Genomic DNA, 25,137 nt, shown 5'->3' with positions numbered 1-25,137 from the left:
TGACATCCCTGAATAATCCATTTACCTCCGCGAGAGCAGCGTTAAACAGCGAATAAACCCCGCCAGCGACGCCAAGAGCGATGCTCGTGACACCGTTTCCGCGCCACTGGTGGCAGGACTGCGGCCCTACTGACGTCGGAACACTCCGTAACGGCCCACCTGTTGAACTGGTCGGCGAGGAGGGCCAGCGCCACGGTGCGGTCGCGGGGCTACCGTGGTCGCCGCACCGGCGAACTACTCGTCGCCGATACGCTTCGGGACGTCGGAGTAGTCACCGCGGCCCCGACAGACGAGACCATAGCTGGACCGCCGGCCCAGTACGGCCACTCAGTCGGTCCGCGGGAGGAGACGGGCGCCGACGAGGAACCCGACGACCGCACACGCTGTCAGGACGGCCAGCGGGAGCAGTGGGTCGCCCGTGCCGGTCGTCGCCGCGCGCACGCCCCGCGAGAAGTACGTCAGCGGCGACAGTCCCGTCGGGAGCCACCCGGGGAGCAGCGACGGCGGGACGAACGTCTCCGAGAGGAACAGGAGGGGCAGCGCGATACCGTTGCTCGCCGAGATGACGCCGTCCTGAGAGTCGGCCAGGCTCCCGAGCATCGCGCCGACGCCGCAGAACAGCGCCACCCCGAGGACCACGAACGGGAGCAACAGCGGCGACGGCCGGATCTGAGCTCCGGTCAGCGCCACCATCAGCCCCAGCAGGACGATGCCCGCGAGGCCGATGATGACGACGTTGACGAGCGTCTGTGCGAGCAGCCACTCCGGCCGGGTCAGCGGCGTCGTCGCCAGTTTCTCGAACCGGTTGCCGTCGCGGTGTCGCGCGACCTCGCTCCCCACCCGCGAGAGCGGCGTGAACAGGACGACGACGGCGAGGTAGCCCGGCGCGTAGTACGCCGGCGGTTCGGTGAACAGGCCCCCGCCGCCGGGCCGCGTCTGGACGAGGACGCCGAAGATGACGACGATGATGAGCGGGAAGAAGAACGTGAAGAAGACCGCCGTCCGCCGGCGCAGGAACGCCAGCGCCGCCGCGCGGGACTCCGACCTGAGTCGGCCGAGCCGGCTCATCGGGCACCCCCCGCCGCTACCTCGTCGGCGCGCGGCTCCCCGCCGCTCCCGACGCCCGTGCCGGTCAGTTCGAGGTAGACGGCTTCGAGGTCCGGCTCCGTCCACGTCAGACTGTCGTAGCCGACGCCCGCGGCGTCCAGTTCGTCCACTACGTTGCCGATAGACTCCGGGCGCACGCCGTAGACGACGAGCGTGCCGTTCCGGAGTGCCGTCCGGCCGGGGTAGTCGATGGCGTCCAGCGTCCCCTCGTCGAACGTCCCCTCGACGAGGAGTTGGCTGTCGCCGCCGTGGTCCGCGATGAGCGTCTCCGGGTCGTCCAGCGCGACGAGTCGCCCCTCCGAGAGCAGGCCGACCCGGTCCGCGAGGCGCCGTGCCTCCTCCATGTAGTGCGTCGTCACGACGATGGTCACGCCGCGGTCGGCCAGTCCCTCCAGCAGGTCCCACAGCGACTGCCGGCCGGCGGGGTCGATGCCCGTCGTCGGTTCGTCCAGGAACAGCAGGTCGGGGTCGTTGATGAGCGCCGTCGCCACGCAGGTGCGGCGCTGTTGGCCCCCGGAGAGGTTCTCGTAGGCGGTGTCGGCCGTCTCCGCCAGTCCCACGTCGGCGAGCACGCGCTCGACGTCGCGCGTCTCGTCGTAGAGGCCCGCGTAGTAGGTGACGAGCTCGCGGGCGGTCAGGCGCTCGTGCGGCGCGAACGACTGCGGCAACAGCCCGATGCGGTCCCGCTCGACGGCAGTCGGCGGCTCGCCGAACAACTCGACGCGACCCTCGGCGTCCGTCGTCCCGGTCAGCGCCCTGACCAGTGTCGTCTTCCCCGCGCCGTTCGGCCCGACCAGTGCGAGCACCTCCCCCGCCGTCGCCGAGAGCGACACGCCGTCGAGTGCGACGGTGTCGCCGTACGCCCGGCGGACGTCCTCGGCGACCAGTACCTCGTCCATGTCTCCCCGTCGGGTACCCCCGCCGAAAGCCGTTCCGCTCTGGCCGCGGTTACAGTCGCTCCCGCACCCGCCGGACGATGTCGTCGACGTCGTAGTCGTCCTCGTCCTTGTCGTACACCGTCTCGCCGTCGACGTCGACGCGGAACACGCCGTGGTCGCCCATGACGAGACTCAGCCGGTCCAACTCACCCTCGACCCCGTTCAGGATGGCTCGCTCCACGTCGAGCGCGCGCTCGCGGAACCCACACGGGACGCAGTACTCGATTTCGACTGCTGGCATACCCGACGGTTGTGCCCCGCCGGGTAAAACTGCTGGCACCTACCGGCTGATTGGGCGCCAGTACAGCAGCGCGATGGAGACGAGATACACCACCGTCGCCGCGCCGTAGGACTGGGGAATCAACTGCCCGACGGCGGCGGCCGTCCCGCCGAGGACGCTGGACAACGTCGGCACGAGTATCCCGAGGACACAGGAGACACAGGAGAACAGCCCCGTGAGGCTCCCCAGCGAGATGCCGGCGGTGTCGAGGACCATCACGTAGACGAGATAGGACAGCGCGCCGTAGCCGGCCAGTTTGTACGGGATGAGCGTCACCGAGACGACGTTCCCGAAGTACGCGACCATCGGGTTCCACCCCGGCGGGAGATAGAGGAGGTTGAACTGGACGTACGACTGTATCTCGGGGGACCCCGGCCGGACGATGCCGCCGATGCCCGCCAGCACGAGGAAGTACAGGACGCCGACGACGAGTGCCCGCCGGCGCTGTTTCGTCGGCACCGGTGGCGGCGTCGTCGTCAGGACGGCCAGCAGCGCGACGTTAATCCAGACCAGCGGGTAGACGTACTGGAACACGCCCTGCCACGACGTCGCGCTCGTGCCGCCGAAGAAGACGTGGAGCGCGACCAGTAGGAGTTCGGTGTTGAGGACCAACGCCGCGTACACCATCGTCTCGCGGTCGAGGGAGAGGTCCGGACGGCGGGTGATGGTGCTCATAGGACGAGGGCGTCGACGACGATGGCCAGCAGGAGCGTGCCGAGGTAGGCGTTCGAGGCGTGGAACGCGCGGAACGCGGCCGCCTCGGTCTGTTCGCGGTGGAGCGCCACGACGGCCCAGAGGAAGACGGCGCCCAGCGCCGCCGACGTGAGCGCGTACAGCCACCCGAGCGCGGTCAGCGACGCCAGCACGCCCGAGGCGACGAGCGTCGCGCCGAGGTAGTAGACGATGTGCTTGCGCGTCTCGGTCTCGCCGCGGACGACGGGCATCATCGGGAACCCGCCGGCCTCGTAGTCGTCCTTGTACGCGAGCGCGAGGTTGTAGAAGTGCGCGGGCGTCCACAGGAAGATGACACCGGCGAGCGCCAGTCCGGGCAGTCCGATGGTCCCGTCGACGGCGGCCCAGCCGATGAGCGCGGGGAGCGCGCCCGCGGCCCCACCGATGACCGTGTTCTGGACGGTGTTGGGCTTCAGGACGAGCGTGTAGATGACGCTGTAGAACAGGATGGCGGTCAGACCGAGCGCCGCCGCGAGGACGTTCACCTGCCAGAACAGCGCCAGCGCGGCCACGGTCAGCGCGCCGCCGAACGTCAGCGCGTTCCGGACCGGAATCTGGTGGGTCGCGATGGGACGGTCGGAGGTCCGGTCCATCCGCTTGTCGATGTCGCGTTCGAGGACGTGGTTGAAGGTGCCCGACGCGCCGATGGCGAGGACGCCGCCGCCCAGCGTCAGCAGCACCGTCCGGACGGTGAGAGACGGGCCGGCCGCCAGTGCCATCCCCGCGGCGGCGACCAGACACAGGAGCCACATCAGCCGCGGTTTCATCAGCCGGAAGTACGCGAACGCAGTGCCGACCAGTCGGTCCCGCGCCGAGAGCTCCGGCGTCGGGGCCGGCTCCTCACCGTCCTCGGGCATCGGGGCCGGAGAGAGGTCGTCGACCGGGTCCTCGTCGTCGCTCCCCGTCTCCGCCTCGAGGTGCCACGCGAGCGCGAGGACGAAGGCGGTGAAGATAGCCATCCCGGTCGCGAGGTGCGCGCTGGGGAGCTGGCCCGCGGCACCGGTCGTCGCGACGAACGCGCCCAGCGCGACCTGTACCGGGTAGAGCCCGAGGCCCGTCAGGAGCGCCGCCTTGACGCGCCGGCGCTTCGCCGTCCTGAGGCCGAGACCGACCGTCACCAGCGTGAGCACGCCGACGACGGCGGCGGTCAGCCTGTGGCCGCGGGCGATCAGCAGGTCGGGGTTCGAGAGCGTGACCGGCCCCTGACACAGCGGCCACGTGGTACACGCGGCCACCGCGTCGGTGATGGCGGCCGTCGCGCCGGCGATGACGAGCAGATAGACGCCGACGGCCGTGGCGGCCAACAGACCCGAGAACGTCCTGCTCTCTGCCATTGGTGTAGCCTTCGGCGGCGGACACTTAGAGTCCTCGCTTTCGGCCCCGCACGCACGCCACCAGACCCAACATATAGAGGGGCGACGGACGGCTTCGGCGACGTCCGCCGACTGACCCGTGAGTCGGAGACGGGGACGGGGGCAGGGCAAGACAGCAGTTATTTATCCCCGAAATCCTAAGCCGCGCACATGACTCGGAGACGCGCCGGTCTGGTCGCTCTGTTCGGCGCCGCGTTCCTCGCGCTCGCCGCCGAACCGGTCGCAGCACAGCCGTCCGCCTCGACGACGGTACGACAGATTTGGGACCTGAACCTGAACCTGCTCTACGTCGCCATCCCGATCACGGTACTGGTCGAGGGGATCCTCATCTACACCGTCTGGCGGTTCCGCAACCAGGAGGAACCGCTCCCGACGATGGAGAACCGTCGCCTCGAGATCACGTGGACGATCGCGACGGCCATCATCCTCCTGTTCGTCGGCGTCGCGTCGTACCAGGTGATGGCGAGCCCGTACGTCACAGCCGAGGCGGGCGACCAGGCGGCGCTCCAACAGGAGAACCCGGAACGCATCGAGGTGCAGGCGTACCGGTACGGCTGGTCGTTCTACTACAACGGTTCGAGCTTCGGCCAGCCCGCGGAGGCGACGTCGACCGGGACGCTCCGGCTCCCGGCAGACAGGGAGGTGGTGTTACGGGTCACGTCGCGCGACTGGCTCCACGCCTTCCACGTGCCCAGCCTCGGCCTGAAGGCCGACGCGTTCCCCGGCCAGTACAACCGCCTGCGGACCGTCCCGACCGAACCGGGCACCTACCAGCTCTACTGTGCGGAGTACTGTGGCTCCGGCCACTCGAAGATGCTCGGCACCGTGCAGGTGATGCCACAGGACGAGTACGACCAGTGGATAGCCGAACAGCAGTCGGGCGGGCAGCAGAACCAGACCAGTAACTGATTCTCCCGGCGCCGGTACTTCGGCGCAACTGTTAGGCGGTGATGGCGACTGTGTCCGGTATGGATTACTTCGAGGACCTGACCGTCGGTGAGACGGACCAGTTTGGCGCCTACGAGGTCACGCGAGCGGAGATCACGACGTTCGCCGGCAAGTACGACCCGCAGCCGTTCCACACGGACGCGGCGGCCGCAGCGGACTCCATGTTCGGTGGCCTCGTCGCCAGCGGGTGGCACACGGCCGCGATGACGATGCGGCTCCTCGTCGACCACCAGCTGTCCGGGTCCGGTGCGATGGGCGCCCTCGGCGTCGACTCGCTGCGCTGGCCGACGCCGGTCCGCCCGGGCGATACGCTCTCCGTCGAGACCGAGATCGTCGAGAAGGAGCCGCTGGACGACGACCGGGGACGGGTCGCAACCGAGGTGACCACGACCACGCAGGCGGACGAGACGGTGCTCTCGATGGTCGGACAGGTGCTCTGGCGTCGCCGCTAGTCGCCAGTGACCGACTGTGTGCTCCCGTTCCCGGTGGCGAGCAGTCGCTCGCCGTCGCCCGTGACCCTGTAGACGGGCTCCGGCGAGACGCGTTCGACGAGGTCCCGTTCTGCGAGCTCCTCGAACCGGGTCCGCGGGGCGTCGACCGAGAGCCGACACCGGGTGGCGGCGACGGTCGGCGCGGTCGGTCCGACCGCTTCGAGAGTCCGTAGCAGCACCCGGTCGACCTGGGCCGACGAGTCTCCAGTTGGTTGTTGCATGGTAACGTCTAGCACACAAAATCGGCGCCGGCGACTTAAACGTACCGGCGAAGCAGAAGAACGGCGCCCGACTATCCGCAGACGTTCGCGGTCGCGTAGACGTCGCCCTGTTCCGTGACGTTGATACCGACGCCCATCCGCTGGGCGTTCTGGTAGGTCAGGCGGTCGCGGTACGGTTGCGTCTCGAACCAGTTATCGACGATCGCCTTCGCGACTTCGCGCTCGCCGCCGTTGAACCGTTCCTGACCGTCCTCCGTGTAGACGTGTCCGGCGACGGTCTTCCCGATGGCCTCGAAGTTAGCGCCGTCCGGATACCGGATGTAGGACTTCCCCGCCGCCTGGAACTTACAGGACTCGTAGAGGTCGTTCCGGCGATACCGGTCGGCGCTGTCGACGCCGTCTATCTCGTGGAGCGTCTGTCCCTCCTGTGCCATCGCGACGCTGTGTCCGCGGGCCATCGACGAGAGCTGGGTCGCGGTCGTTCCGCTGGCTGACATCGGGTCGAGCTTCCGGTTCGCGCGGCGCTCGTTGACGAACTCGACCACGAACCGCTCTATCTCCGCCTCGTCGTAGTACTGTGCCGGGACGTACGGTTCGCGCTCGGTCGGTTGGGCTGTGGCCGTCTCGACCGGCGTCGCCGTCACCGTCGCGGTCCCGGTCGCGGGCGTCTCGGTCGTCGGCGTCGACGTCCCGGTGTCCCCGTCCCCGCCGTCGCCACCGCCCCCGTCGGCCGTCTCGGTCTGCCCCCCGGGGTCCTCTGGCGCGGCGGCCGGGCCGCCTATCTGCATCCCGACGACGACGCCGACGCTGAGCGCGGCGACGAGCACCACGACCGAGATACCCAGGAGTGATTTATTAACCATGGTATCCATTCAGACTCCAGTTGGTAATGTAAGTTTCCCACTAACGCACCGTCGTCCCGCTCCCGGGCGGTGTTCGCCCCGACGTTGCACGGGGCGGCCGTCGGAAAGGCACATAAGCCCGCGGGGGCCAGTCCCGGTATGGTCGAGAACGTCATCTGGCCGGCAGCGTTCGACGCGGAGTGCTCCCGAAGCGACGGGCGTCGGGTCCCCCGTGACCTCGCCATCACGGACCCCACGGTCGACGAGATAGCCAAGGCCGTCCAGCAGGTCGGCTACGACGCGGTCATAGAGCGCGACAAGACGTACCCGCGGGAGTACGAGCAGCGCGGGCGCGTGGTCGTGAAGAACGCGGACGACGCGACGAAGACGGACCTCCTCGGCGCGGTGGCCGCGTACATGCAGGCCCTCCGCGAATGAAGCGCGTGGGGTCCGTCGTCAGAACTGCACAGGGGTTGGCCATCGTCCGGTCGCCCGACGACGGCCACGCCGCCCTCGGGACGGCGCTCGTCGACGAGGAGCTGCGGACGGTCGGCGACGTGGTCGACGTGTTCGGCCCCGTAGACAGACCCTACATGGCCGTCTCGCCCGCAGACGGTGTCCACCTCCCTGCCCTCGTCGGCGCGGCGCTGTACGCTCGCTGACCGGCCGGCCGGCGTGCGTCTCCGTAACGCTCAAACCCGGCCCTGTCGGAGGTTGTCGCATGGATAGGCGCTGGCGTGTCGTCGCTGGATGCGGGCTCATCGGACTCATCTTCCTGTTCGTCCAGTTGGGCGCCCTGGCACTGGTCGACCCGTTCAAGTCCGCCGGATACCAGGCGGTCGAGGACCCCTCCGACCCGACGAACAGTCTCCTCTACATCGCCGGTATCCTCGTGGCGACGGCCGTGATGTTGCTGGCGTTTCGCTACGACGCCGACACCCTGATCCGCGGGCTCATCGTGTTCTCCGGAGCCTGGCTCTCGCTGTACGTCTTCCGGGTCCTGATTCCGCCGGTCGTCGTCGCCGGGGGCGTCAACGTCCTCGCGGTCGGGCTGGCGGCGCTGCTCGGCCTCGGACTGCTCGTCCACCCCGAGTGGTACGTCATCGACGCAGCGGGGGCGGTGATGGGTGCCGCGGGCGCCGGGTTGTTCGGCATCAGCTTCGGAATCCTCCCGGCGCTGGTCCTGCTCTCGGTTCTGGCCGTCTACGACGCCATCAGCGTCTACGGCACCGAACACATGCTCACGCTGGCGTCCGGTGTGATGGACCTCAAGGTGCCGGTCGTCCTCGTCATCCCGCTCTCGCTCTCGTACTCGTTCCTCGACGCGACGACGCCGGACCCGACGGGCGAGGACGCGGCTGCCGACGGCGGTGCCGGCGGCGACGACACCGAGGAACCCGACGGGGCGGCCGACGCCGGCCCGCTGGACCGCGACGCGCTGTTCATCGGCCTCGGTGACGCCGTCATCCCGACGGTACTGGTGGCGAGTGCCGCCTTCTTCGCACCGGCGACGGTCGAGACGGTGCTGGGGGTCCCACTCCCGGCCCTGACGGCGATGGTCGGCACGTTCGCCGGACTGGTGGTGCTCCTCTGGATGGTCCTCAAAGGCAGGGCTCACGCCGGCCTCCCGCTGCTCAACGGCGGGACGATCGCCGGCTACGTCATCGGGTCGCTCGCCGCGGGCATCACGCTCGTCGAGACGCTCGGTCTCGCGCCGTACCTCGGTTAGTCCATCGCTCTGCTCGCGGGCGCGAACGGGATCTCCTCGCCGACGCCGGCCTCCCGGGCGCGGTCGTACAGCATCTTCCCGGCGGCCACCGTCTCGATAGCCGTCCCGCCCGAGTCGAAGACGGTGATGTCCTCCGGGGACTCTCGGCCCGGCGCCTCGCCGACGAGCACCTCGCCCAGTTCGGCGTGGACGTCGTCCTCGTCGACGACGCCCTCCTCCATCGCGTGGATGAACGAGCCGGCGTCCTGAGTCACGCGGGCGCGTAGGTCGGCCACGTACGTCGCACGCTCGATCGTCGTCGTGTCGAGTTCGCGCTTCGCGGGGTTGTACTGTCCCATCGCAGTGACGTGTGTCCCGGGTTCGAGGACCTCGCCGTCGAACACCGGTTCGCTGGCGTTCGTCGCCGTCACGACGACGTCGGCCCCCTCGACGGCGGCGGCCGAGGAGGCGACGGCCGCCACGGTGGCGTCCAGCGTCTCGTTCATCTCGGCGGCGAACGCCTCCCGGTGTTCCTGTGTCGGCGAGTAGACCTCGACGCGTTCCAGGTCCCGGACGCACGCGGCCGCTCTGACCTGTCCCTTGGCCTGCGTTCCGCTCCCGATGACCGCGAGGTCGGTGGCGTCGGCCCGCGCGAGGGCGTCCAGACCGACGGCACCCGCCGCGCCGGTCTTCAGTGGGTTCATGCTCGCGCCGTCGAGCAGTGCCAGCGGTTCGCCGGACGCGGCGTCGAACAGCGGGAGTGCGAAGTGGGCGTCCTGGCCCTCGAACCCGGCGGCGTAGGTGTAGCCACCCATGGCACCGATCTCCGGGAGGATGGCGAGATACCCCGTGAGCATCCCCGCCGGGGCGTCGCTGAACAGCGTCGTCCGCGGTTTCGCCGGGGCGCCGTGGCCCCGTTCTCTGTACCCCTCCCGGACGGGCTGGACGTACGCGTCCGGGTCCGCGAGGTCGGCTATCTCGTCGCTCGTGAGGAACAGCGCTGTCGCGTCGGTCGACATGGGTGCGTCTTCGGCCGACCGGTCCTTAACCTCGGTGGCGAGTCGCGGAGACAGCAGGAGAAACGGTGACGGGTACGTGGTCTCAGTCCGCCGTCTGGACGGGGTCCGACTGTGCGGGGGCGTCGGTCGGAACCGGGTCGACCGGCGCGCGGACGAACATCGCGTGGCCGATGAGGCCGACGGCCACGACCGATGCCATCGGAATCGCCGTCGTCAGAGCGAAGCCGGCGACCGAGAGGACACCGGTGATTCCAGCCATAGCGAGCGGGATGAGCCCCAGAACGACGTCGTAGTAACCCGTCATAAGTGTGAATTATACTTTGCGCTATGGGTACATAAGTGTTTCCCGTAAACACTGCATAGTATTCTATATAGGCATCTGGTAGATTGCACAGTAAGTTTAGAGATAACACTTGTAACTTATGAGAATACATACCGACGAATTTTGCTGTTAGAGGTTGTCTACCGAGGGTTTAGGCTCACACAGTAGGTGCCGTGTGGGCCGTCAGCCGAAGTGTCGGTGAGAATTTACTTCCGCCACATCAGCGAGGACGCACCGTGACATCTAGCGAGCATACTACCCTTCCCCATAGTGTGGCGGATACGGTGCCAGACTGAGCGAGTTCGTCGGACCGACTCGTTCGACACCATCCTCTGCGTGCGATTTTCAGTCTCTGAGAACTGGTTTTGCCCGTGATTAACCGCCGAGCCGCCTAGTTTTACTGAGTGATAACTGGGGGATAGTCCTTATTAACAACGACGAAATATCCCGTTTTGACAGCAGTGAGGCGGGCGGCGCCGACTGCCATCAGGACCATGAGCACGAACGCCACGGACAACACGAGCGAGGCCGGGACGGACGAATCGGCACGGCGATACGCCGAGCTGAACATCGGTGACGAGGAGTTCGTCATCTACGACCGAGAGAACCATCAGGCGTGGATTCAGTCCACACTCTCGCTCGACGTAGACCAACTCAGGTAACCGCGGCCCGACACTCGGCTTGCCGACGGTGTGTCGGCCGAGGGCGGGGAGAACCCGACGCCGCTTGACTTAATACGCTATTTTCACTCCGAGAGGAGCACCGTCGCCACCGCTCGCCAGAGACAGAGGAGCGTGCCGCCGACGACGACGGAGACGACGGCGAAGGTGAGCGCCGCGTCGCCGTGGAAGTACGCCGTCGCACGCAGGGCCTGAGCGACGACGACGGCGAGGACCCAGCTCACGAGCGTGACGCTCAGAGCCCGCTTGAGGCCAACGGTGGCGTCGCTGGCGTACAGCCCTGTGAGCCCGGCCACGAGGACCCACCCGACGAGAAACGGTGCCAGCGTCCCCGCGACGCGACCCACGTCGACGAACGGGTTGTAGCCGTGCGTGTACTCGCCGACGGCGACGAACAGGAGTATCGCGGCGACGTCGCCGGCCGCCAGTGTCGCCGACGCGGCCGACAGTTCGATGCGACCCCGACCGACCGTCGAGACGCTCATGGGCGGTCTTCGGCCCCGGGTCACTTTGCTCTCTCGCTTTCCTCGACACCGACGAGCGTGTACCCGAAGCCACGTTCGACTACTTCCGGGGCCAGTCCGGCCGACGTCAGTCGCGACACCAGTTCGTCGGGCGTGAAGAACGACGAGTCGAACCCGACGAGACGTTCCGCCGCGACGAGACCCCGCCCGCGGAGCGTCGTGGGGTCGAACTCCCGGACGACGAGGACCCCGCCTGGTCTGAGGACCCGCGCGGCCTCCGCGAACACCGCGTCGACCTCCGGCATGTGGTGCAGCGCGTCGACTATCAGCACCGCGTCGACGCTCTCGGCCGCGAGCGGGAGCCGACCGGCGTCACCTGCGATGGCGGCGAGCCCGTGACCGCGTGCTCGCCGGAGCATCCCGGGGGCCGCGTCGACGACGAGCCGCTCCGGCAGGTCCAGCCGTCGGATGGCCCGACCCGGACCACCGCCCACGTCGACGACACGCTCGACCTCGCGGGTCGCCAGCGCGAGTCCGCGCCGTAACTTGCTCGCTCGGGCCGGCGGCATCAGGAGGTCGTACACCGGTGCGAACCGGTCGAACGGGCCGACGTCACCGTGCATACGGTGGCGTTCACCTAGCGGTCACTAAACCGCTCCGCCGGTCGCAGGGTACTACACGCTGGGACCCGGCAGGTCCGGTATGGAGTTCGCGTTGCTCGGGTGGCCCGAGGACGGGCATCGGCTCCGCCTCGACCACGAGCGGTTCGCCTACGCCGGGAAGTTCGTGATGACGTCGACGGGGAAGGCCGTCGTCGGGGACGACGGGGTCGTCGCGGCGGCGGCGTTCGACGCGGACCGCACCGACCCCGACACGCTGTGTATCCGGTACGTCACCGTCCGGCGGGACCGGCAGGGCGACCGACTCGGCGCCCGACTCCTCCGGTTCGTCCGCGACCGGGCCGTCGAACGGGGGTACGACCGGGTCACTATCGGCGTCAACAACCCGTTCTCGTATCAGGCGGCGTACCGCGCGGGGTTCGCGTTCACTGGCGAGGAACGCGGCCTCGGCGAACTCACGCTGGAATGGCCGGGGACGCGCGACGTCGCCCGGTATCAGGCCGGCCTCGACGTGTTCCGTGACCGCGACCTCTCCGACGCCGAGGTGTCGTTCCTGGCCGAGAAACGCGACGCCGGCCCGCCCGACGTGGTCGCCAGCCCCGCCTAGACCGGGTTCGATTCGAACAGACGCGCCGCACAGTTCTCGCAGGTGACCACCGCGACGTCGTGTTCGCTACAGCACGACTGCACCGTCTCGGTGTCGAACGTGGGCGTCCCGCCACAGCGCGGGCAGGTGTCGACGAACAGGCGGAGGCCGTTCAGGACCTGGCCGCGCTGTCCGACCGAGAGGCGGTCCCAGTCGTCGTAGGTTCCACGCAGGACCGCCGCGGCGGCGACGTCGGCTTCGAACGCCGCCGGGGACTCCCACGTCCCGACGCACCGGCCGTCGACGTGGGCCCGGAAGGCGTCACCGTGGTCCTCGAATTCGACCGCCGACGCGTCGACGCCCAGGTGGTCCAGCAACGTCGCCCGGTCCGGGTCCAGGCTCTCGAGCGCCTCCCGCCACGCCTCGCCGTACCACTCGGTGAGACACAGGTCGTCGCCACAGGGTTCGAGGGCACCCACCTCGAGGAGCACGGCCTCGACGTCGAGGTCGGCCGGCGGGTCGCGACGCCCGGACCCGCTCGTCGCGGTTTTCCCGAACGACCGACGGACCCGCTCGGGGAGGTACCGCCTCGTCAGCGTCGGCGTCCCGGGGACGAGATACCCCCGCAGATAGATAGCGGCCGCCGACGGGAGCGCGACTGCCAGCGCGGCCGCCGGCGCGAGCGTCGTCGCCCCGGCCGCGACGGCGACACCGGCCGCGAGCGCCGAGAGGATCACGGCGACGAGACTGTTGACGACCGTACACGGGAGACAGCGGTTGGCCCCGGTGTACTCCGGCCGCCTGACCTTGTCGACAACTGACATACCGTGTGACGGCGTCCCACGGCCAGTTCAATCTTGCTCGTCCCGGGAGATTCAAACCGCTGTCCGCCCAACGCACGCCAATGGGAAACGCAGACCTCCGCTCGCTGGCGGCCATCGAGGACGTGTCGTTCGAGGACCTCGACGGGAGCGTCGTCGCCGTCGACGCGCACAACTGGCTCTATCGCTACCTGACGACGACGGTGAAGTTCACGAGCGACGCGAAGTACACGACCGCCGACGGCGAGGAGGTGGCGAACCTCATCGGCGTCGTGCAGGGCCTCCCGAAGTTCTTCGAACACGACCTGACGCCCGTGTTCGTCTTCGACGGCGCCGTCACCGACCTGAAAGACGACGAGGTGGCAAAGCGGCGCGAACAGCGCGAACGGTACGAGGAGGAGCTCGAAGCGGCCCGGGAGGCGGGCGACGCCACGCGCGTCGCGAAACTCGACTCCCGCACCCAGCGGCTCACCGACACCATCGTCGAGACGACGCGGGAACTGCTCGCGTTACTGGACGTCCCGGTCGTCGACGCGCCGGCCGAGGGCGAGGGACAGGCCGCCTACATGGCGCGGCAGGGTGACGTCGACTACGTGGGGACCGAGGACTACGACGCGCTGCTGTTCGGCGCGCCGTACACGCTCCGACAGCTCACCTCAAGCGGCGACCCGGAACTGATGGCCTTCGAGGCGACGCTGGAGAGACACGACCTGACGTGGGAGCAACTGGTCGACGCCGCCATCCTCATGGGCACCGACTTCAACGAGGGCGTCTCTGGCATCGGCCCCAAGACGGCGGTCAAGGAGCTCCACGAACACGGTGACCTCTACGGCGTCCTCGAGGCGCGCGGCGAGCACATCGACCACGCGGACCGTATCCGCTCGCTGTTCCTCGACCCGGCGGTCACCGACGCGTACGAGATCCCGACGGAGGTCGACCCCGACCTCGACGCTGCACGCCGGTTCGTCACCGAGGAGTGGGGGGTCGACGCCGAAGAAGTGGCTCGCGGGTTCGAACGCATCGAGGAGTCGGTCGTCCAGACGGGACTGGACCGCTGGACCTGAGGCCGGACCGCGAGGTGCGGCCGAGTCAGACGACGGATTCGACCTTCTCGACGGAGTCGAGTTTGCGGTTCCGAACCGCCTCGCCGGTCGCCGAGTCGAAGACGTGGATGGCCTCCTCCGGGAACCGGACGGCGACGTGTTCGCCCCAGTCGACGTCGCGCATCCCGTCGACGGTGGCGACGAAGGTCGCGCTGTCGCTCGAATCGAACGCCATGTGGACGGTGTTCTCGCTCCCGCGGGGTTCGACGACGTCGACGACGGCGGCGTAGTCGTGGGGGCCGGACCCGCCGTCGACGACCTCCACGTCCTCGGGGCGGATACCCAGCGTGAGGTCGGTGCGGTCGCCGAGTTCGCGGGCCGTCTCCTCTGAGAGGTCGTACTCGAAGTCGTCGGCGACCAGCGTCGAGCCCTGCCGGTCGACGTCGAAGAAGTTCATCGAGGGTTCGCCGATGAACCCCGCGACGAACATGTTGTTCGGCTCGTGGTAACACTCCAGCGGCGTCGCGGCCTGCTGGAGTTCCCCGTCGTTGAGGATGGCGATGCGGTCGGACATCGTCATCGCCTCGGTCTGGTCGTGGGTGACGTAGACGGTGGTCACGCCGAGTCGCTCCTGGAGGTGCTGGAGCTCGGTCCGCATCTCGGCCCGGAGTTTGGCGTCGAGGTTCGCCAGGGGCTCGTCCATCAGGAACACCTCGGGGTCACGGACGATGGCCCGCCCCAGCGCGACACGCTGTTGCTGCCCGCCGGAGAGCTCGCCGGGCTTGCGGTCGATGAGGTCGTCGATACCCAGCAGGTCCGTCGCCTCTTCGACCTGCTGTGCTATCTGGTCGTCGGACATGTCCGTGGACTGCTCCAGGCCGAACGCCATGTTCTCCCGCACGGTCATGTGCGGGTAGAGGGCGTAGGACTGGAACACCATCGCCACGTTTCGCTGTGCCGGCGGTTGGTCGTTGATTATCTCGCTGCCGAGCCGGATCTCGCCGCTCGTGATGTCCTCGAGCCCGGCTATCATCCGGAGCGTCGTGGACTTCCCGCAGCCGGAGGGGCCGACGACACAGAGGAACTCGCCGTCCTCGATGTCGACCGATACCTCGTCGACGGCGACGATTTCGCCCTCGTCGTCGTCGTGGAATACCTTCGTTACGTCGTCGAGTGTGAGTTGTGCCATTGTCTGGGCCTCCGTCAGGTCTCCCCCGCGACACCCTTCGCGAACTGTTCACCGAAGACGATGTACACCAGTAGCGTCGGGAGTGCTGCGACGATGGCACCAGCCATCGTGGTGTTGAACGACTGGACGACGCCGCCGGTCAGCGCGGCGAGGCGCTGGGTCGCCACCTGCGAGGACGGCTCGTTGACCAGCACCAGCGCGAACAGCAGGTCGTTGTACACCTGCGTGAACTGGTAGATGAGCGTCACCGCGAACATCGGGAGCGACAGCGGCAGGATGATGTTCTTGTAGATGCTGAACGCCGTCGCGCCGTCGAGGCGCGCGGCCTCTATCATCTCGTCGGAGATGCTCTGGTAGTACGACCGGAACAGCAGCGTACAGATGGGGATCCCGTAGGCGGCGTGGGTCACCGAGAGCTGGAACAGCTGGAGGTAGCCGTTCCGGGTCGGATACGTCCAGTTGCCACCCGTGACGAAGCCGAAGACGGTGTTGACGAACCCGTTGAGGAGGTCCGGCAGTATCTGGTACCAGAACTGCGCGAGCGGCACCAGCACCGCCTGATACGGGATGAAGATGCCGGCGATGATGAACACGACGACGCCGACCTGCCCGCGCCAGCTGATCGTCGTCAGACCGTACGCGGTGAGGCTCCCGAACAGCGCCGAGAGGATGGTGGCCGGGATGGCCATGAGCATCGAGTTGACGAGGCCGGGACGGAGCGTGTTCCACGCCGTCGTGAGCGCGTCGAGCGTGAACCCGTCGGCGCCCGGGGGCGCGAACGGCACCGTCTCGATGAACGACTGCTGTGTCTTGAACATCGTCATCACGGCCGTCTCCACCGGGAAGAGGTAGAAGACGAGGCCGAACAGGAGGACGGCGTACAGCCCGATGCGACTGTTCTCCATCTCCTGTATCCTCGACAGGGGGTTGCGACGCTCGGTACTCATAGTTCACCTCGTCGGTATTCGCTGTAGAGATACGGTCCGATGACCAGCAAGGCCAGCAGGAACAGCACGATGGCGATGGCCGACCCGTAGGCCCACCGGAGGCTGTCGAACGCCACGCGGTACATCATCGTCGCCAGGATGTCCATGTTCGCGCCCGGCTGGGACCCGCGCAGCGAGTAGATGAAGTCGAACGCCTTCAGTGCGAACACCATCAGCACGACCGACGCCGAGACGGCCGACGCCCGGAGCTGCGGGATGATGACGCGCATGTACATCCGGACGGTACTGGCGCCGTCGACCCGCGCGGCCTCGTAGTGTTCGGTCGGAATGGCACGTAGTCCGGCGAGGAACACGACCATCGCGTAGCCGCTGAACTGCCAGATGAGCGCGAAGATGACGGCGGCCAGCGCCGTCGTGTTCCACGACAGCCACTGCACCACTTCGGCGTTGACCCCGGCGGGCTTCAGGAGGGTGATGACGACCCCTTCGAGGTTGAGCAGCCGGAGCAGTTGATTGAACACGCCGTTCTTCGCGTTGTACACCCACGACCACATCGTCGCCGTCACGACGAACGACAGGGCCATCGGCAGCAGGTAGATGGTCCGGAAGGTGTTCTCGAAGCGGATGTTCTGGTCGATGAGGATGGCCACGAGGAGGCCCAGCGCCAGACAGAATATCGTGAACACCACCAGCAGCACGAGCGTGTTCTGTGTGGCCTGCCAGAACGCCCCGTCGCTGGCCATCTGGGCGTACATGCTGAGGTCCAGTTGGCCGTAACTGGGCTCACCCAGCCCCTGGAAGTCCGTCAGCGAGAGGACGGCGTTCCACGCGATAGCCCCGTACACGAAGAATGCCGCCAGCAGCACTGGCGGGAGCCAGAACGGGGCGGACTCGATGAGTTCCCACTCGACCGGCAGCGAGTTCCTGAGGGTGTCGCGCCGTCGGTCGCCCACCGCTGTCTTGGTCCCACCGTCTGTCGCGAGCTGTCGCTCGTCCGATTCGTCTCTCGATACCACCGACCGGAGTGTGTCCCCGGCAGTTCTGAGTCTGTTGAGTATCTCGCGCATAGTTGTGTCAGTCGTACGCGGACGTGAGTTCGTCGTACACCACTGCGGCGGGCCGGGTGTCCCGGGGTCGGTCCGGCCGGGACGCCACCGTCGCGGGACCGCCGCTGCCTGCTGTCGAGGCGTTCACCCACCAGTGAACGCGTCTGCCTGCCGTCGAAACCGCTGGTGTACCACTGTCGCCCGTCGCCGTTCCACCGCGTCGGTCGCCGGCGTTGCGGCCGTCACGACCGACGACGCGAAACGCACCCGAGGACGCGCTCGAACCGCCCGAGCGCGAATGTGACGGGTGTGAGACGGGGTCGTCGATCATGGGTGTCACCGTGGAGTCGAACTCATGCTAAGTCGATACACGCGACACTTAATGCTTCCGAATATTCATGCATGTCGTTCGCCCCTCAGACCCCCGAAATCGGCGGTCTCGGAGTTATATTGTGCAGAACTGTGGCTGTAACTTTCTTCGGCATGAGGGTGAATGTCATGGTGGGCGAATTCTGCCTTTCAGGCCCTGAAGGAGGACATATCAGGGTTTTAGTTAACTGGAATAATTTACTCGAACTCGAGTTTAACTCTCGCTCGATACACCCCTCCAGCCGGCCGCCGAACGACCTCTGTTTCGACTGGAGTTTTCAAAATTTATTATGTATCTGTACATCGCATTTCAGGCCCGAGTTCGACTCCGAACGGCTGTGCGGGTGCGTACCGGTGGGTTTTACGAGTGGGCGGTCGACCCCTCGGACGTATGAGTGACGAGTTCAGGACCGAACGGGACAGTCTCGGTGAGATGGAGGTTCCGGCCGACGCGTACTGGGGCGCACAGACACAGCGCGCGATCCAGAACTTCCCCATCAGCGACGTCACCTTCGGGCGCCGCTTCATCCGCGCGCTCGGTATCGTCAAGAAGGCCGCCGCACAGGCCAACCGTGACCTCGGAACCATCCCCGAGGACAAGGCCGACTGCATCGTCGAGGCCGCGGACGAGGTCATCGCCGGCGACCACGACGACCAGTTCCCGGTCGACGTGTTCCAGACCGGGTCGGGGACCTCCTCGAACATGAACGCGAACGAGGTCATCTCGAACCGCGCGACGGAGCTGTACGGCGGCGACATCGGCACCCGCGAGATTCACCCGAACGACCACGTCAACTTCGGCCAGTCCTCGAACGACGTCATCCCGACGGCGATGCACGTCGCCTCGCTGGAGGCCGTCGAGAAGGACGTCCTCCCGGCGCTGAAGACGCTGCGTGACGCCCTCGCCGAGAAGGAGGCCGAGTTCGAGCACGTCGTCAAGACCGGCCGAACCCACCTGCAGGACGCGACGCCCATCATGCTGGGCCAGGAGTTCTCGGGCTACCGCACGCAGGTCGAGAAGGGCATCGCCCGCGTGCAGGACGTCGAGGGGCGGCTCTCGGAACTCGCGCTCGGTGGGACGGCCGTCGGCACCGGCCTCAACACCCACCCCGAGTTCCCGGCGAAGGCCGCCGAGTACATCAGCGAGGAGAGCGGCGTCGACTTCCGCGAGGCCGACAACCACTTCGAGGCCCAGGCCGCCCACGACGCGATGAGCGAGGCCCACGGGGCACTCCGGACGGTCGCGGGGTCGCTGAACAAGATCGCCAACGACCTGCGGCTCCTCGCCTCGGGGCCGCGCAACGGCCTCGGCGAGATCGACCAGCCGGAGAACCAGCCCGGCTCCTCCATCATGCCCGGCAAGATCAACCCCGTCGTGGCCGAAGCGGTCAATCAGCTCCACAAGCAGGTCGTCGGCAACGACGCGGCCGTCTCGGCCGGTGCCGCCGAGGGACAGATAGACCTCAACCTCTACAAGCCGGTGCTGGCCTCGAACTTCCTCCAGTCGGCCCGGCTCATCGCCAACGGGAGCGAGGTGTTCGCCGAGAAGTTCGTCGCCAAGCTGGAAGCCGACGAGGAGTACTGCGCCGAGCGCGTCGAGCAGAGCATGGCGCTGGCGACGGCGCTCAACCCCGCTATCGGCTACGACAAGGCCAGCAAGGTCGCGAAGAAGGCCCTCGCCGAGGACAAGACGATACGGGAGGTCGTCCTCGAAGAGGGGTACCTGGACGAGGACGAAGTCGACGAGGTGCTGGACCCGGCGAAGATGACCGAGCGCGGGATACTCGGCGACGAGTAGCGGCGACCGGGCGATAGCGAGGGGGTTCTCACGCCCCGTCCTCGCCGACCCAGACCGGCGTGGGGACGTCGGTCCGGCCGACGCGCTCGTACCAGAAACTGTACCGCACCGTCCTCCTCTCGGTCCGATACCGGACGTCGAGCCGGTGGATCAAGCCGTCCCTGTCGACGAGGAGCGAGACGCTGTAGGACTCCACCTCTCGGCCGGACGGCGGTGTCCCGTTCGTCCCGGTCACGCGGAGGTACGCAGCGCCGTTCCACCGGGTGCGGGTGGTCCGACTCTCTCTGACAGTGACGTACTGCTCCACGTAGAACGCGGCCTCCGAGGCGAACTTGTCCCGCTTGAACCGGAGCGTCCCCGACCGCTCGGTGACGGTCCCGTCGTCCCGGCGCTCGTACCAGCGGGTCCCGTCGGCGAACTCCGTCTGCTCGTACCGGCCGAGCGTCTCGCCGGCCCGGGACCGCTCTCGGCGCAGCCGGTGGAGGTACCGCTGGGGGTCGGCGACCAGCGTCGTCTCGCTCCGCACGAGCCTCACCGTCCCGTTCGGCGTCTCCCGCCGCTGCTCGTACCGTTCGTGGAAGGTGTACGACCGGTTCCAGAGCGCCGCCTGGTGACCCGCGGCGAGCGTCGCCACCTGCTCGATACCACCGTCGTCGATGCCCCGCGGGGCCGCCGGCCGCCGCTCGCTCTCGGTCGTCGCCTCGGGGACCGGTGCCGGCGTGACGGCCTCAGGGGGCTCACTGCCGAAATCGGCGATACCGCTACACCCCGCGCTCAGCACGAGCAGTCCGGCCAGCAGGACGGGGCGCCACCGCACACGTGGTACAGAGCCGGGACGGACAAAAACACGAGGGCTGGAAGGGTGCGTTTTTTGCCCCCCGGTTCCGGACAGTCGACTATGACTGCTGCCGACTTCGACTACGAGGACCTCGGTCTCGTGGCCGGGCTGGAGATCCACCAGCAACTCGACACGGCCACGAAACTGTTCTGTGACTGCCCGACGGAACTGCGCAAACCGGCGGCGTCCGACCGCTCGTTCACGCGGTACCTCCACCCGACGAAGAGCGAACTCGGCGAGATAGACGACGCGGCCTTAGAGGAGAGCATGGTCGACCGGGAGTTCGAGTACCTCGCCTACGACTCCACCTGTCTGGTCGAGGAGGACGACGAACCGCCACACCGCGTCGACCGCGAGGCCATGGAGACGGCCATGGAGATCGGCCAGCTCATGGACATGCACGTGGTCGACCAGGTGAACGTGATGCGGAAGATCGTCGTCGACGGGTCGAACACCACCGGGTTCCAGCGGTCGATGCTGGTCGCCAACGACGGCGCCATAGAGACGAGCGAGGGCGCCGTCGGTATCGAGGACATGCTGCTGGAGGAGGAGTCCTGCCAGCGCGTCGCGGAGACCGACGACGGCGTCCGGTTCTCGCTGGACCGACTCGGCATCCCGCTGGTCGAGATCGGCACGAAACCCGACATCAGCTCGCCCGAACAGGCCCGCGAGGCCGCCGAGCGCATCGGGATGTTGCTCCGGTCGACGGGGAAGGTCAAGCGCGGCCTCGGCACCATCCGACAGGACGTGAACGTCTCCATCGAGGAGGGCGCCCGCATCGAACTCAAGGGCGTCCAGAGCCTCGACGACATCGACGACCTCGTGCGGAACGAGGTCCGGCGACAGGTCGAACTCGTCGATATCGCCGCGGCGCTCACCGAGCGAGACGCCTCGGTCGGCGACCCGCAGGACGTGACCGACGTCTTCGAGGGCACGGAGTCGGGGGTCATCGGCGGCGCACTCGACAGCGGCGGGCGCGTCCAGGCGGTCCTGCTCGAGGGCTTCGACGGCCTCGTCGGCCGGGAGATTCAGCCGGACCGCCGCCTCGGGACGGAGTTCTCCGACCACGCCAAACGCCACGGTGCCGGCGGCATCTTCCATACCGACGAACTCCCGGCCTACGGCGTCACCGAGGCCGAAGTCGAGGCGCTCCGCGAGGCGGTCGGTGCCGGTCCCGACGACGCCGTCGCCCTCGTCGCCGACGACCCGGAGACGGCCGAACTCGCCATCGAGGCCGTCGTCGAACGGGCTGAGACGGCCCTCGACGGCGTCCCCGAGGAGACGCGCGACGCCCTCGAGGACGGGACCTCCCGCTACCTGCGACCGCTCCCCGGTGCGGCGCGGATGTACCCCGAGACGGACGTCCCGCCGGTCGAACCGGACGTTACCGAGGTCGACACGCCGGAACTGCTCACCGAGAAGGTCGCGCGCTACGAGGACGAGTTCGGCCTCGACTCGGGCCTCGCCGAGCAGGTGGCCTACGGCCAGCGCTGGCCGCTGTTCGAGGCCGTCGTCGCAGACGGCGTCGACCCGACGCTCGCCGCGGGGACGCTCGAATCGACGCTGACCGAACTCCGGCGCGACGACGTGCCGGTCGGGAGCCTCACCGACGACCACCTCCGGGAGACGCTGCTGCTCGTCGACAGCGGCGAGGTCCCACGCGAGGGTATCGAGGACCTGCTGACGGCGCTGGCCGAGGACCCATCGCTCACGGCCGAGGCGGCCGTCGAACAGGAGGACCTCGGCGGGGTCGGGGAGGACGAGGTCCGCGAGGCCGTCGCAGAGGTCGTCGAGCGCCACGAGGAACAGGTCGCCGAGGAGGGGATGGGCGCGTTCTCGGCGCTCATGGGCGAGTGCATGGGCGCGCTCCGCGGGAAGGCCGACGGGGACACGGTCAGTGACGTGCTCCGCGAGGAGATACAGAAACGCGCCTGACGTGCTTCTCGGTTGATATCTGGGCCGGTACACTTCTATTCCACCCGGCCGTACGGGCCGTATGTACGCACTCGGGGACGACCTCCCCGTCGAGGGTCTCGAACCCGGTTCGACGCTGCTCGTCGTGGGGCCGCCGATGACGGGCAAGCGCCCCCTCGTAACCCGACTACTCGCACGCGGATTCGACCACGGTGAGGCCGTCGCCGTCCTCTCGACGGACGCCAGCGCCGCGGACGTCCGGGAGTCGCTCGGCGACGCCGCCGGCCGACCAGCCGACACGCTCCCCGTCGGCGTCGTCGACTGCGTGAGCGACTCCCACGGCGCGAACGGGCTCGCGTCGCTCGACGGCCGCGTCGGGTCGCCCGCCGACCTGACCGGCATCGGGATGGAACTGACGCAGATGCTGGAGGCCCTGTACACGGAGCACTCGAGACGCATCCGGTTCGGGCTCTTCTCGCTGACGACGATGTCGCTCTACGCGTCACCCGAACAGGTCGTCCGGTTCCTCCACGTCGTCACGAACCGCATCAGCGAGGCCGACGGCGTCGGGTTCGTCGTCGCCCACTCGGACACGATGGACCCCGAACACCTCCAGCGGCTCCGCTCGTTCGTCGACGGCGTCGTCGAGGTCAGGGAGGGCGACGGCGGGACCGAACTCCGGGTGCTCGGCGTGGCGTCGGAGCCCACGCCGTGGACCCCGGTCGACCGAACGGACGAGTCGCCCGACCCCTCCGACCGCCCGCCACGGGCCGAGCAGCCCGACGGACCGCTCCCCGAGTCGCTCCGGTCGGTGCTGGACTCGGTCCGGGCGGACTCGCCGACGCTGACGGTCTGTAACTACGAGGGGCCGTCGGACGCCCTCGACGCCGTCGAGCGGTACTTCGACAGGCACGGGGTCACCGTCCGTGAGGCGTCACTCGACGTGGCACAGCCCCGCTCCGTGGCGCTCCTGCACCACGGCGACGACGTGCTGGGCAGCGAGTCCGTGACCGCGCTGGCCGCGGCCATCGACATCCAGACCGACGGGGACGACGCGTTCTCGGACCGGCAGACGAGCGACCTGCTGCGCGACCTCGACCGTTCGGTGTTCGGGGCCGCGGCGGCCGACAAGAACCTCCTCATCGACGTGAGCCACACCATCGAGCTGCTGGCCAACCGGGTCGGGAGCGGGCGGCTCCACGCCGGCTTCCAGCAGCTCTCACGGCTGGTCGAGGACCCCCGGAGCAGCCGCATCTACGAGCGACTGGCCGACACCGGCGTCGACGTCCACGTCTACGGCGCCGACGACACCGACTCGTCGCTCCCCGGCGTCACCGTCCACGGCGGCGAGACGCCCGAGCTCGCCGAGTCGTGGTTCGTCGTCTTCGACGGCGACGGCGACCCGAGCCAGCGGGCCGCGCTGGTCGCCGTCGAGGGGGCCGCTGGCGGGGAGTACGAGGGGTTCTGGACCTACGACAGCGACATCGTCGGGCGCGTCGACGCGTACCTCACGGAGACGTACGGCGGCGCCACGGCGGGACGGGAACGCGAACCGGCGACCGACTGACTCAGCACTCGCTCTCGGGGTCGGACTCCTCGGCGGCCCGGTCGATGCGCTGTCTGGCCCGTCGGAACAGGCCCCGGAGCGTCCGTGTCTCCCGGCCCGTCGGGTGGGCCCGTCCCAGCAGGCGGCGGAACATCCGCCGGGTCTTCGCTCGCTTCTCCGCCGGGTGACCGATGGCGTCGAGGAACGTCTCGAACTCGCCGTGGAGGCCCTCGACGGCCCGCTCGTCGGCGCGAGCGTGTAGCTCCTCGGGGTGCTGGTCGCGCTCGACGGTCACCGACCGGAGTTCGTACAGGACGATGGTGGCGGCCTGTCCGAGGTTCAACACGGGGTAGTCGGCGCTGGCCGGAATCGAACAGAGTTCGTCCAACCGGGCGAGTTCGTCGTTGGTCAGCCCGACCCGCTCCCGGCCGAAGACGACGCAGGTGTCGCTGTCGACGTCGGCCAGTGAGTCGGCGAGCTCCGCCGGCGTCTTGGCGGGGTAGCGGACGTGGTTGGAGGCGTCCTCGTTCGTCGTCGCGGTGCAGGCCACCGTGTGGTAGTTCTCGACGAGGTGGTCGAACGTCACCTCGCGGGCCTCCGGGAGGATGTCCTCGCGGGCCTGCCCGGCGAACCCGTAGGCCTCGCCGTCGGGGTCCAGCTCCGGCGGGTCGACGAGCAGCAGCTCCGAGAGGCCGAAGTTCTTCATCGACCGGGCGATGGTGCCGACGTTGCCCGGCGTCTCCGCGTCGACGACGGCGACGGATATCATACGTCCAGGTCGCCGAGGTCCATCTCGATGGCGTCGAGGTCCTCGTCGTCGAGTTCCTCGACCTCCTCCTGCAGGCCCGGGACGGCCTCCGACGCGTCCGGGGCCTCGGGGAGGGCGGTCGGGTCCTCCTCGACGTGGTCGAGCCCCTCGTAGTCGTCGGGGGCGCGGTTCCCGTCGTCGAACCACTCGTAGAAGGCGTCGCGGAGTTCGAGCTCCCCGGCGTAGGCGTCGCCGCCGGCCTCGCGGAACCAGTAGAGGAAGTCGGGTTCGTGGACCGAGCAGAGGACGACCGACCCGCGCGGCTCGCCGTAGATGACCTCGGCGACGTTGCACGCCTCGACGTTCTCCTCGCCGTGAATCAGCCAGCAGGCGTCACAGGGGTCGACGACGCGGTCGGCCAACACGAGGATGCGCTGTCGCACGTCCGGCTCGAGCGTCTTCAGGGGCCGCACTCTCCCCTCGTCGTTCAGTACGTCTTCGTCGAACCGCCACCCGCGGAGTCCGATGTTGACCTTGGCCATACGCC

The 25,137-nt window shown here is 68.2% G+C and carries 29 protein-coding genes; 11 read left to right on the top strand and 18 right to left on the bottom strand.

The features are described 5' to 3' along the window. Positions 1-327: 327 nt before the first annotated feature. The 5 genes from ACV7GQ_RS09835 to ACV7GQ_RS09815 are packed head-to-tail and all read right to left on the bottom strand — an operon-like array spanning position 328 to position 4,466. Complete coding sequence (locus tag ACV7GQ_RS09835) at positions 328-1,068, bottom strand: ABC transporter permease (RefSeq protein WP_470310072.1); 741 nt, start codon at positions 1,066-1,068, stop codon at positions 328-330. Beyond that, positions 1,065-2,006 (bottom strand): ABC transporter ATP-binding protein, encoded by a 942-nt coding sequence (locus ACV7GQ_RS09830; protein WP_470310071.1) that lies wholly within the window; start codon positions 2,004-2,006, stop codon positions 1,065-1,067. Before ACV7GQ_RS09830 ends, ACV7GQ_RS09835 begins: the two co-directional genes overlap by 4 nt. A 49-nt stretch (positions 2,007-2,055) precedes the next feature. Then, positions 2,056-2,286 (bottom strand): SelT/SelW/SelH family protein, encoded by a 231-nt coding sequence (locus ACV7GQ_RS09825; RefSeq protein ID WP_470310070.1) that lies wholly within the window; start codon positions 2,284-2,286, stop codon positions 2,056-2,058. A gap of 39 nt (positions 2,287-2,325) precedes the next feature. After that, positions 2,326-3,000, bottom strand: coding sequence for a DUF7546 family protein (locus ACV7GQ_RS09820; RefSeq protein ID WP_470310069.1), 675 nt, complete (start codon positions 2,998-3,000; stop codon positions 2,326-2,328). Further along, the gene (locus tag ACV7GQ_RS09815; protein WP_470313152.1) at positions 2,997-4,466 is read right to left on the bottom strand and encodes a heme o synthase; all 1,470 of its coding nucleotides are present in this window, start codon (positions 4,464-4,466) and stop codon (positions 2,997-2,999) included. Before ACV7GQ_RS09815 ends, ACV7GQ_RS09820 begins: the two co-directional genes overlap by 4 nt. Before the next feature lie 114 nt (positions 4,467-4,580). Here ACV7GQ_RS09815 and coxB point away from each other — a divergent pair, with 114 nt between their 5' ends. Then, entirely contained in the window at positions 4,581-5,339 is a 759-nt protein-coding gene (gene coxB, locus ACV7GQ_RS09810) for a cytochrome c oxidase subunit II (protein WP_470310068.1), read from the top strand. A gap of 59 nt (positions 5,340-5,398) precedes the next feature. After that, positions 5,399-5,830 (top strand): MaoC family dehydratase, encoded by a 432-nt coding sequence (locus ACV7GQ_RS09805; protein WP_470310067.1) that lies wholly within the window; start codon positions 5,399-5,401, stop codon positions 5,828-5,830. Here the strand turns inward: ACV7GQ_RS09805 and ACV7GQ_RS09800 are convergent. Together ACV7GQ_RS09800 and ACV7GQ_RS09795 are read right to left on the bottom strand one after the other, a co-directional pair. Then, on the bottom strand, positions 5,827-6,090 hold the full coding sequence (locus tag ACV7GQ_RS09800; RefSeq protein ID WP_470310066.1) for a hypothetical protein: 264 nt from the start codon (positions 6,088-6,090) through the stop codon (positions 5,827-5,829). The two genes, ACV7GQ_RS09805 and ACV7GQ_RS09800, sit on opposite strands and share 4 nt — an antisense overlap. Positions 6,091-6,161: 71 nt before the next feature. Beyond that, complete coding sequence (locus ACV7GQ_RS09795) at positions 6,162-6,953, bottom strand: CAP domain-containing protein (protein ID WP_470310065.1); 792 nt, start codon at positions 6,951-6,953, stop codon at positions 6,162-6,164. Between the two features lie 138 nt (positions 6,954-7,091). On the opposite strand from ACV7GQ_RS09795, the gene srp19 reads away from it, so the two are divergent. The 3 genes from srp19 to ACV7GQ_RS09780 are packed head-to-tail and all read left to right on the top strand — an operon-like array spanning position 7,092 to position 8,661. Then, the gene (gene srp19 / locus ACV7GQ_RS09790; protein WP_220616545.1) at positions 7,092-7,370 is read left to right on the top strand and encodes a signal recognition particle subunit SRP19; all 279 of its coding nucleotides are present in this window, start codon (positions 7,092-7,094) and stop codon (positions 7,368-7,370) included. Beyond that, positions 7,367-7,594, top strand: coding sequence for an H/ACA ribonucleoprotein complex subunit GAR1 (locus tag ACV7GQ_RS09785; protein ID WP_470310064.1), 228 nt, complete (start codon positions 7,367-7,369; stop codon positions 7,592-7,594). The genes srp19 and ACV7GQ_RS09785 overlap by 4 nt, the downstream gene beginning before the upstream one ends. A 59-nt stretch (positions 7,595-7,653) precedes the next feature. Continuing rightward, positions 7,654-8,661, top strand: coding sequence for a presenilin family intramembrane aspartyl protease PSH (locus ACV7GQ_RS09780; RefSeq protein WP_470310063.1), 1,008 nt, complete (start codon positions 7,654-7,656; stop codon positions 8,659-8,661). Here the strand turns inward: ACV7GQ_RS09780 and ACV7GQ_RS09775 are convergent. After that, positions 8,658-9,659 (bottom strand): ornithine cyclodeaminase family protein, encoded by a 1,002-nt coding sequence (locus tag ACV7GQ_RS09775; RefSeq protein WP_470310062.1) that lies wholly within the window; start codon positions 9,657-9,659, stop codon positions 8,658-8,660. The two genes, ACV7GQ_RS09780 and ACV7GQ_RS09775, sit on opposite strands and share 4 nt — an antisense overlap. An 82-nt stretch (positions 9,660-9,741) precedes the next feature. Continuing rightward, positions 9,742-9,963: a DUF8015 family protein gene (locus ACV7GQ_RS09770; RefSeq protein ID WP_470310061.1), complete on the bottom strand. Its 222-nt coding sequence runs from the start codon at positions 9,961-9,963 to the stop codon at positions 9,742-9,744. A 512-nt stretch (positions 9,964-10,475) separates the two neighbouring features. On the opposite strand from ACV7GQ_RS09770, the gene ACV7GQ_RS09765 reads away from it, so the two are divergent. Continuing rightward, the gene (locus ACV7GQ_RS09765; protein ID WP_470310060.1) at positions 10,476-10,643 is read left to right on the top strand and encodes a DUF7331 family protein; all 168 of its coding nucleotides are present in this window, start codon (positions 10,476-10,478) and stop codon (positions 10,641-10,643) included. Between the two features lie 83 nt (positions 10,644-10,726). On the opposite strand, the gene ACV7GQ_RS09760 is transcribed toward ACV7GQ_RS09765, so the two are convergent. Next, on the bottom strand, positions 10,727-11,146 hold the full coding sequence (locus ACV7GQ_RS09760; RefSeq protein WP_470310059.1) for a DUF3054 domain-containing protein: 420 nt from the start codon (positions 11,144-11,146) through the stop codon (positions 10,727-10,729). A 20-nt stretch (positions 11,147-11,166) separates the two neighbouring features. Then, positions 11,167-11,748, bottom strand: a complete 582-nt coding sequence (locus tag ACV7GQ_RS09755; protein ID WP_470310058.1) for a class I SAM-dependent methyltransferase — start codon at positions 11,746-11,748, stop codon at positions 11,167-11,169. A gap of 79 nt (positions 11,749-11,827) precedes the next feature. On the opposite strand from ACV7GQ_RS09755, the gene ACV7GQ_RS09750 reads away from it, so the two are divergent. Continuing rightward, on the top strand, positions 11,828-12,352 hold the full coding sequence (locus ACV7GQ_RS09750) for a GNAT family N-acetyltransferase (RefSeq protein ID WP_470310057.1): 525 nt from the start codon (positions 11,828-11,830) through the stop codon (positions 12,350-12,352). Here ACV7GQ_RS09750 and ACV7GQ_RS09745 read toward each other — a convergent pair. After that, positions 12,349-13,155: a DUF8054 domain-containing protein gene (locus tag ACV7GQ_RS09745; protein WP_470310056.1), complete on the bottom strand. Its 807-nt coding sequence runs from the start codon at positions 13,153-13,155 to the stop codon at positions 12,349-12,351. The genes ACV7GQ_RS09750 and ACV7GQ_RS09745 overlap by 4 nt on opposite strands. Before the next feature lie 80 nt (positions 13,156-13,235). Between ACV7GQ_RS09745 and fen the strand changes: the two genes are divergently transcribed. Continuing rightward, the gene (fen, locus tag ACV7GQ_RS09740; protein WP_470310055.1) at positions 13,236-14,216 is read left to right on the top strand and encodes a flap endonuclease-1; all 981 of its coding nucleotides are present in this window, start codon (positions 13,236-13,238) and stop codon (positions 14,214-14,216) included. Positions 14,217-14,241: 25 nt separating this feature from the next. On the opposite strand, the gene ACV7GQ_RS09735 is transcribed toward fen, so the two are convergent. Genes ACV7GQ_RS09735 through ACV7GQ_RS09725 form a run of 3 tightly spaced genes read right to left on the bottom strand, consistent with a single transcriptional unit; the run spans position 14,242 to position 17,398 of the window. After that, positions 14,242-15,384 carry an ABC transporter ATP-binding protein gene (locus tag ACV7GQ_RS09735; RefSeq protein ID WP_470310054.1) on the bottom strand — a complete coding sequence of 381 codons (1,143 nt, stop codon included), beginning with the start codon at positions 15,382-15,384 and terminating at the stop codon, positions 14,242-14,244. 14 nt (positions 15,385-15,398) lie between these two features. Further along, positions 15,399-16,331, bottom strand: coding sequence for a carbohydrate ABC transporter permease (locus tag ACV7GQ_RS09730; protein WP_470310053.1), 933 nt, complete (start codon positions 16,329-16,331; stop codon positions 15,399-15,401). Further along, entirely contained in the window at positions 16,328-17,398 is a 1,071-nt protein-coding gene (locus ACV7GQ_RS09725) for a carbohydrate ABC transporter permease (RefSeq protein ID WP_470310052.1), read from the bottom strand. Before ACV7GQ_RS09725 ends, ACV7GQ_RS09730 begins: the two co-directional genes overlap by 4 nt. A gap of 739 nt (positions 17,399-18,137) precedes the next feature. On the opposite strand from ACV7GQ_RS09725, the gene ACV7GQ_RS09720 reads away from it, so the two are divergent. After that, a complete protein-coding gene (locus ACV7GQ_RS09720; RefSeq protein ID WP_470310051.1) occupies positions 18,138-19,544 on the top strand; it encodes a class II fumarate hydratase in 1,407 nt (468 codons plus the stop codon). Between the two features lie 28 nt (positions 19,545-19,572). Here the strand turns inward: ACV7GQ_RS09720 and ACV7GQ_RS09715 are convergent, their stop codons facing one another. Then, positions 19,573-20,361 (bottom strand): DUF7537 family lipoprotein, encoded by a 789-nt coding sequence (locus ACV7GQ_RS09715; protein WP_470310050.1) that lies wholly within the window; start codon positions 20,359-20,361, stop codon positions 19,573-19,575. 81 nt (positions 20,362-20,442) lie between these two features. Here ACV7GQ_RS09715 and gatE point away from each other — a divergent pair, with 81 nt between their 5' ends. Both gatE and ACV7GQ_RS09705 read left to right on the top strand, forming a co-directional pair. Beyond that, positions 20,443-22,317 carry a Glu-tRNA(Gln) amidotransferase subunit GatE gene (gatE, locus tag ACV7GQ_RS09710; protein WP_470310049.1) on the top strand — a complete coding sequence of 625 codons (1,875 nt, stop codon included), beginning with the start codon at positions 20,443-20,445 and terminating at the stop codon, positions 22,315-22,317. A 61-nt stretch (positions 22,318-22,378) separates the two neighbouring features. Beyond that, entirely contained in the window at positions 22,379-23,863 is a 1,485-nt protein-coding gene (locus tag ACV7GQ_RS09705; RefSeq protein ID WP_470310048.1) for a DUF7504 family protein, read from the top strand. A 1-nt stretch (position 23,864) separates the two neighbouring features. Here ACV7GQ_RS09705 and ACV7GQ_RS09700 read toward each other — a convergent pair whose 3' ends face one another. Together ACV7GQ_RS09700 and ACV7GQ_RS09695 are read right to left on the bottom strand one after the other, a co-directional pair. Beyond that, positions 23,865-24,611: an RNA methyltransferase gene (locus ACV7GQ_RS09700; protein ID WP_470310047.1), complete on the bottom strand. Its 747-nt coding sequence runs from the start codon at positions 24,609-24,611 to the stop codon at positions 23,865-23,867. Continuing rightward, positions 24,608-25,132: a DUF8114 family protein gene (locus tag ACV7GQ_RS09695; protein ID WP_470310046.1), complete on the bottom strand. Its 525-nt coding sequence runs from the start codon at positions 25,130-25,132 to the stop codon at positions 24,608-24,610. Before ACV7GQ_RS09695 ends, ACV7GQ_RS09700 begins: the two co-directional genes overlap by 4 nt. Between the last annotated feature and the right edge of the window lie 5 nt (positions 25,133-25,137).

The organism is Haloarcula sp. MBLA0163 (assembly GCF_055632435.1).
Note: the sequence above shows the minus strand (reverse complement) of the source record. Positions and strands in the feature narration are given on the sequence as shown.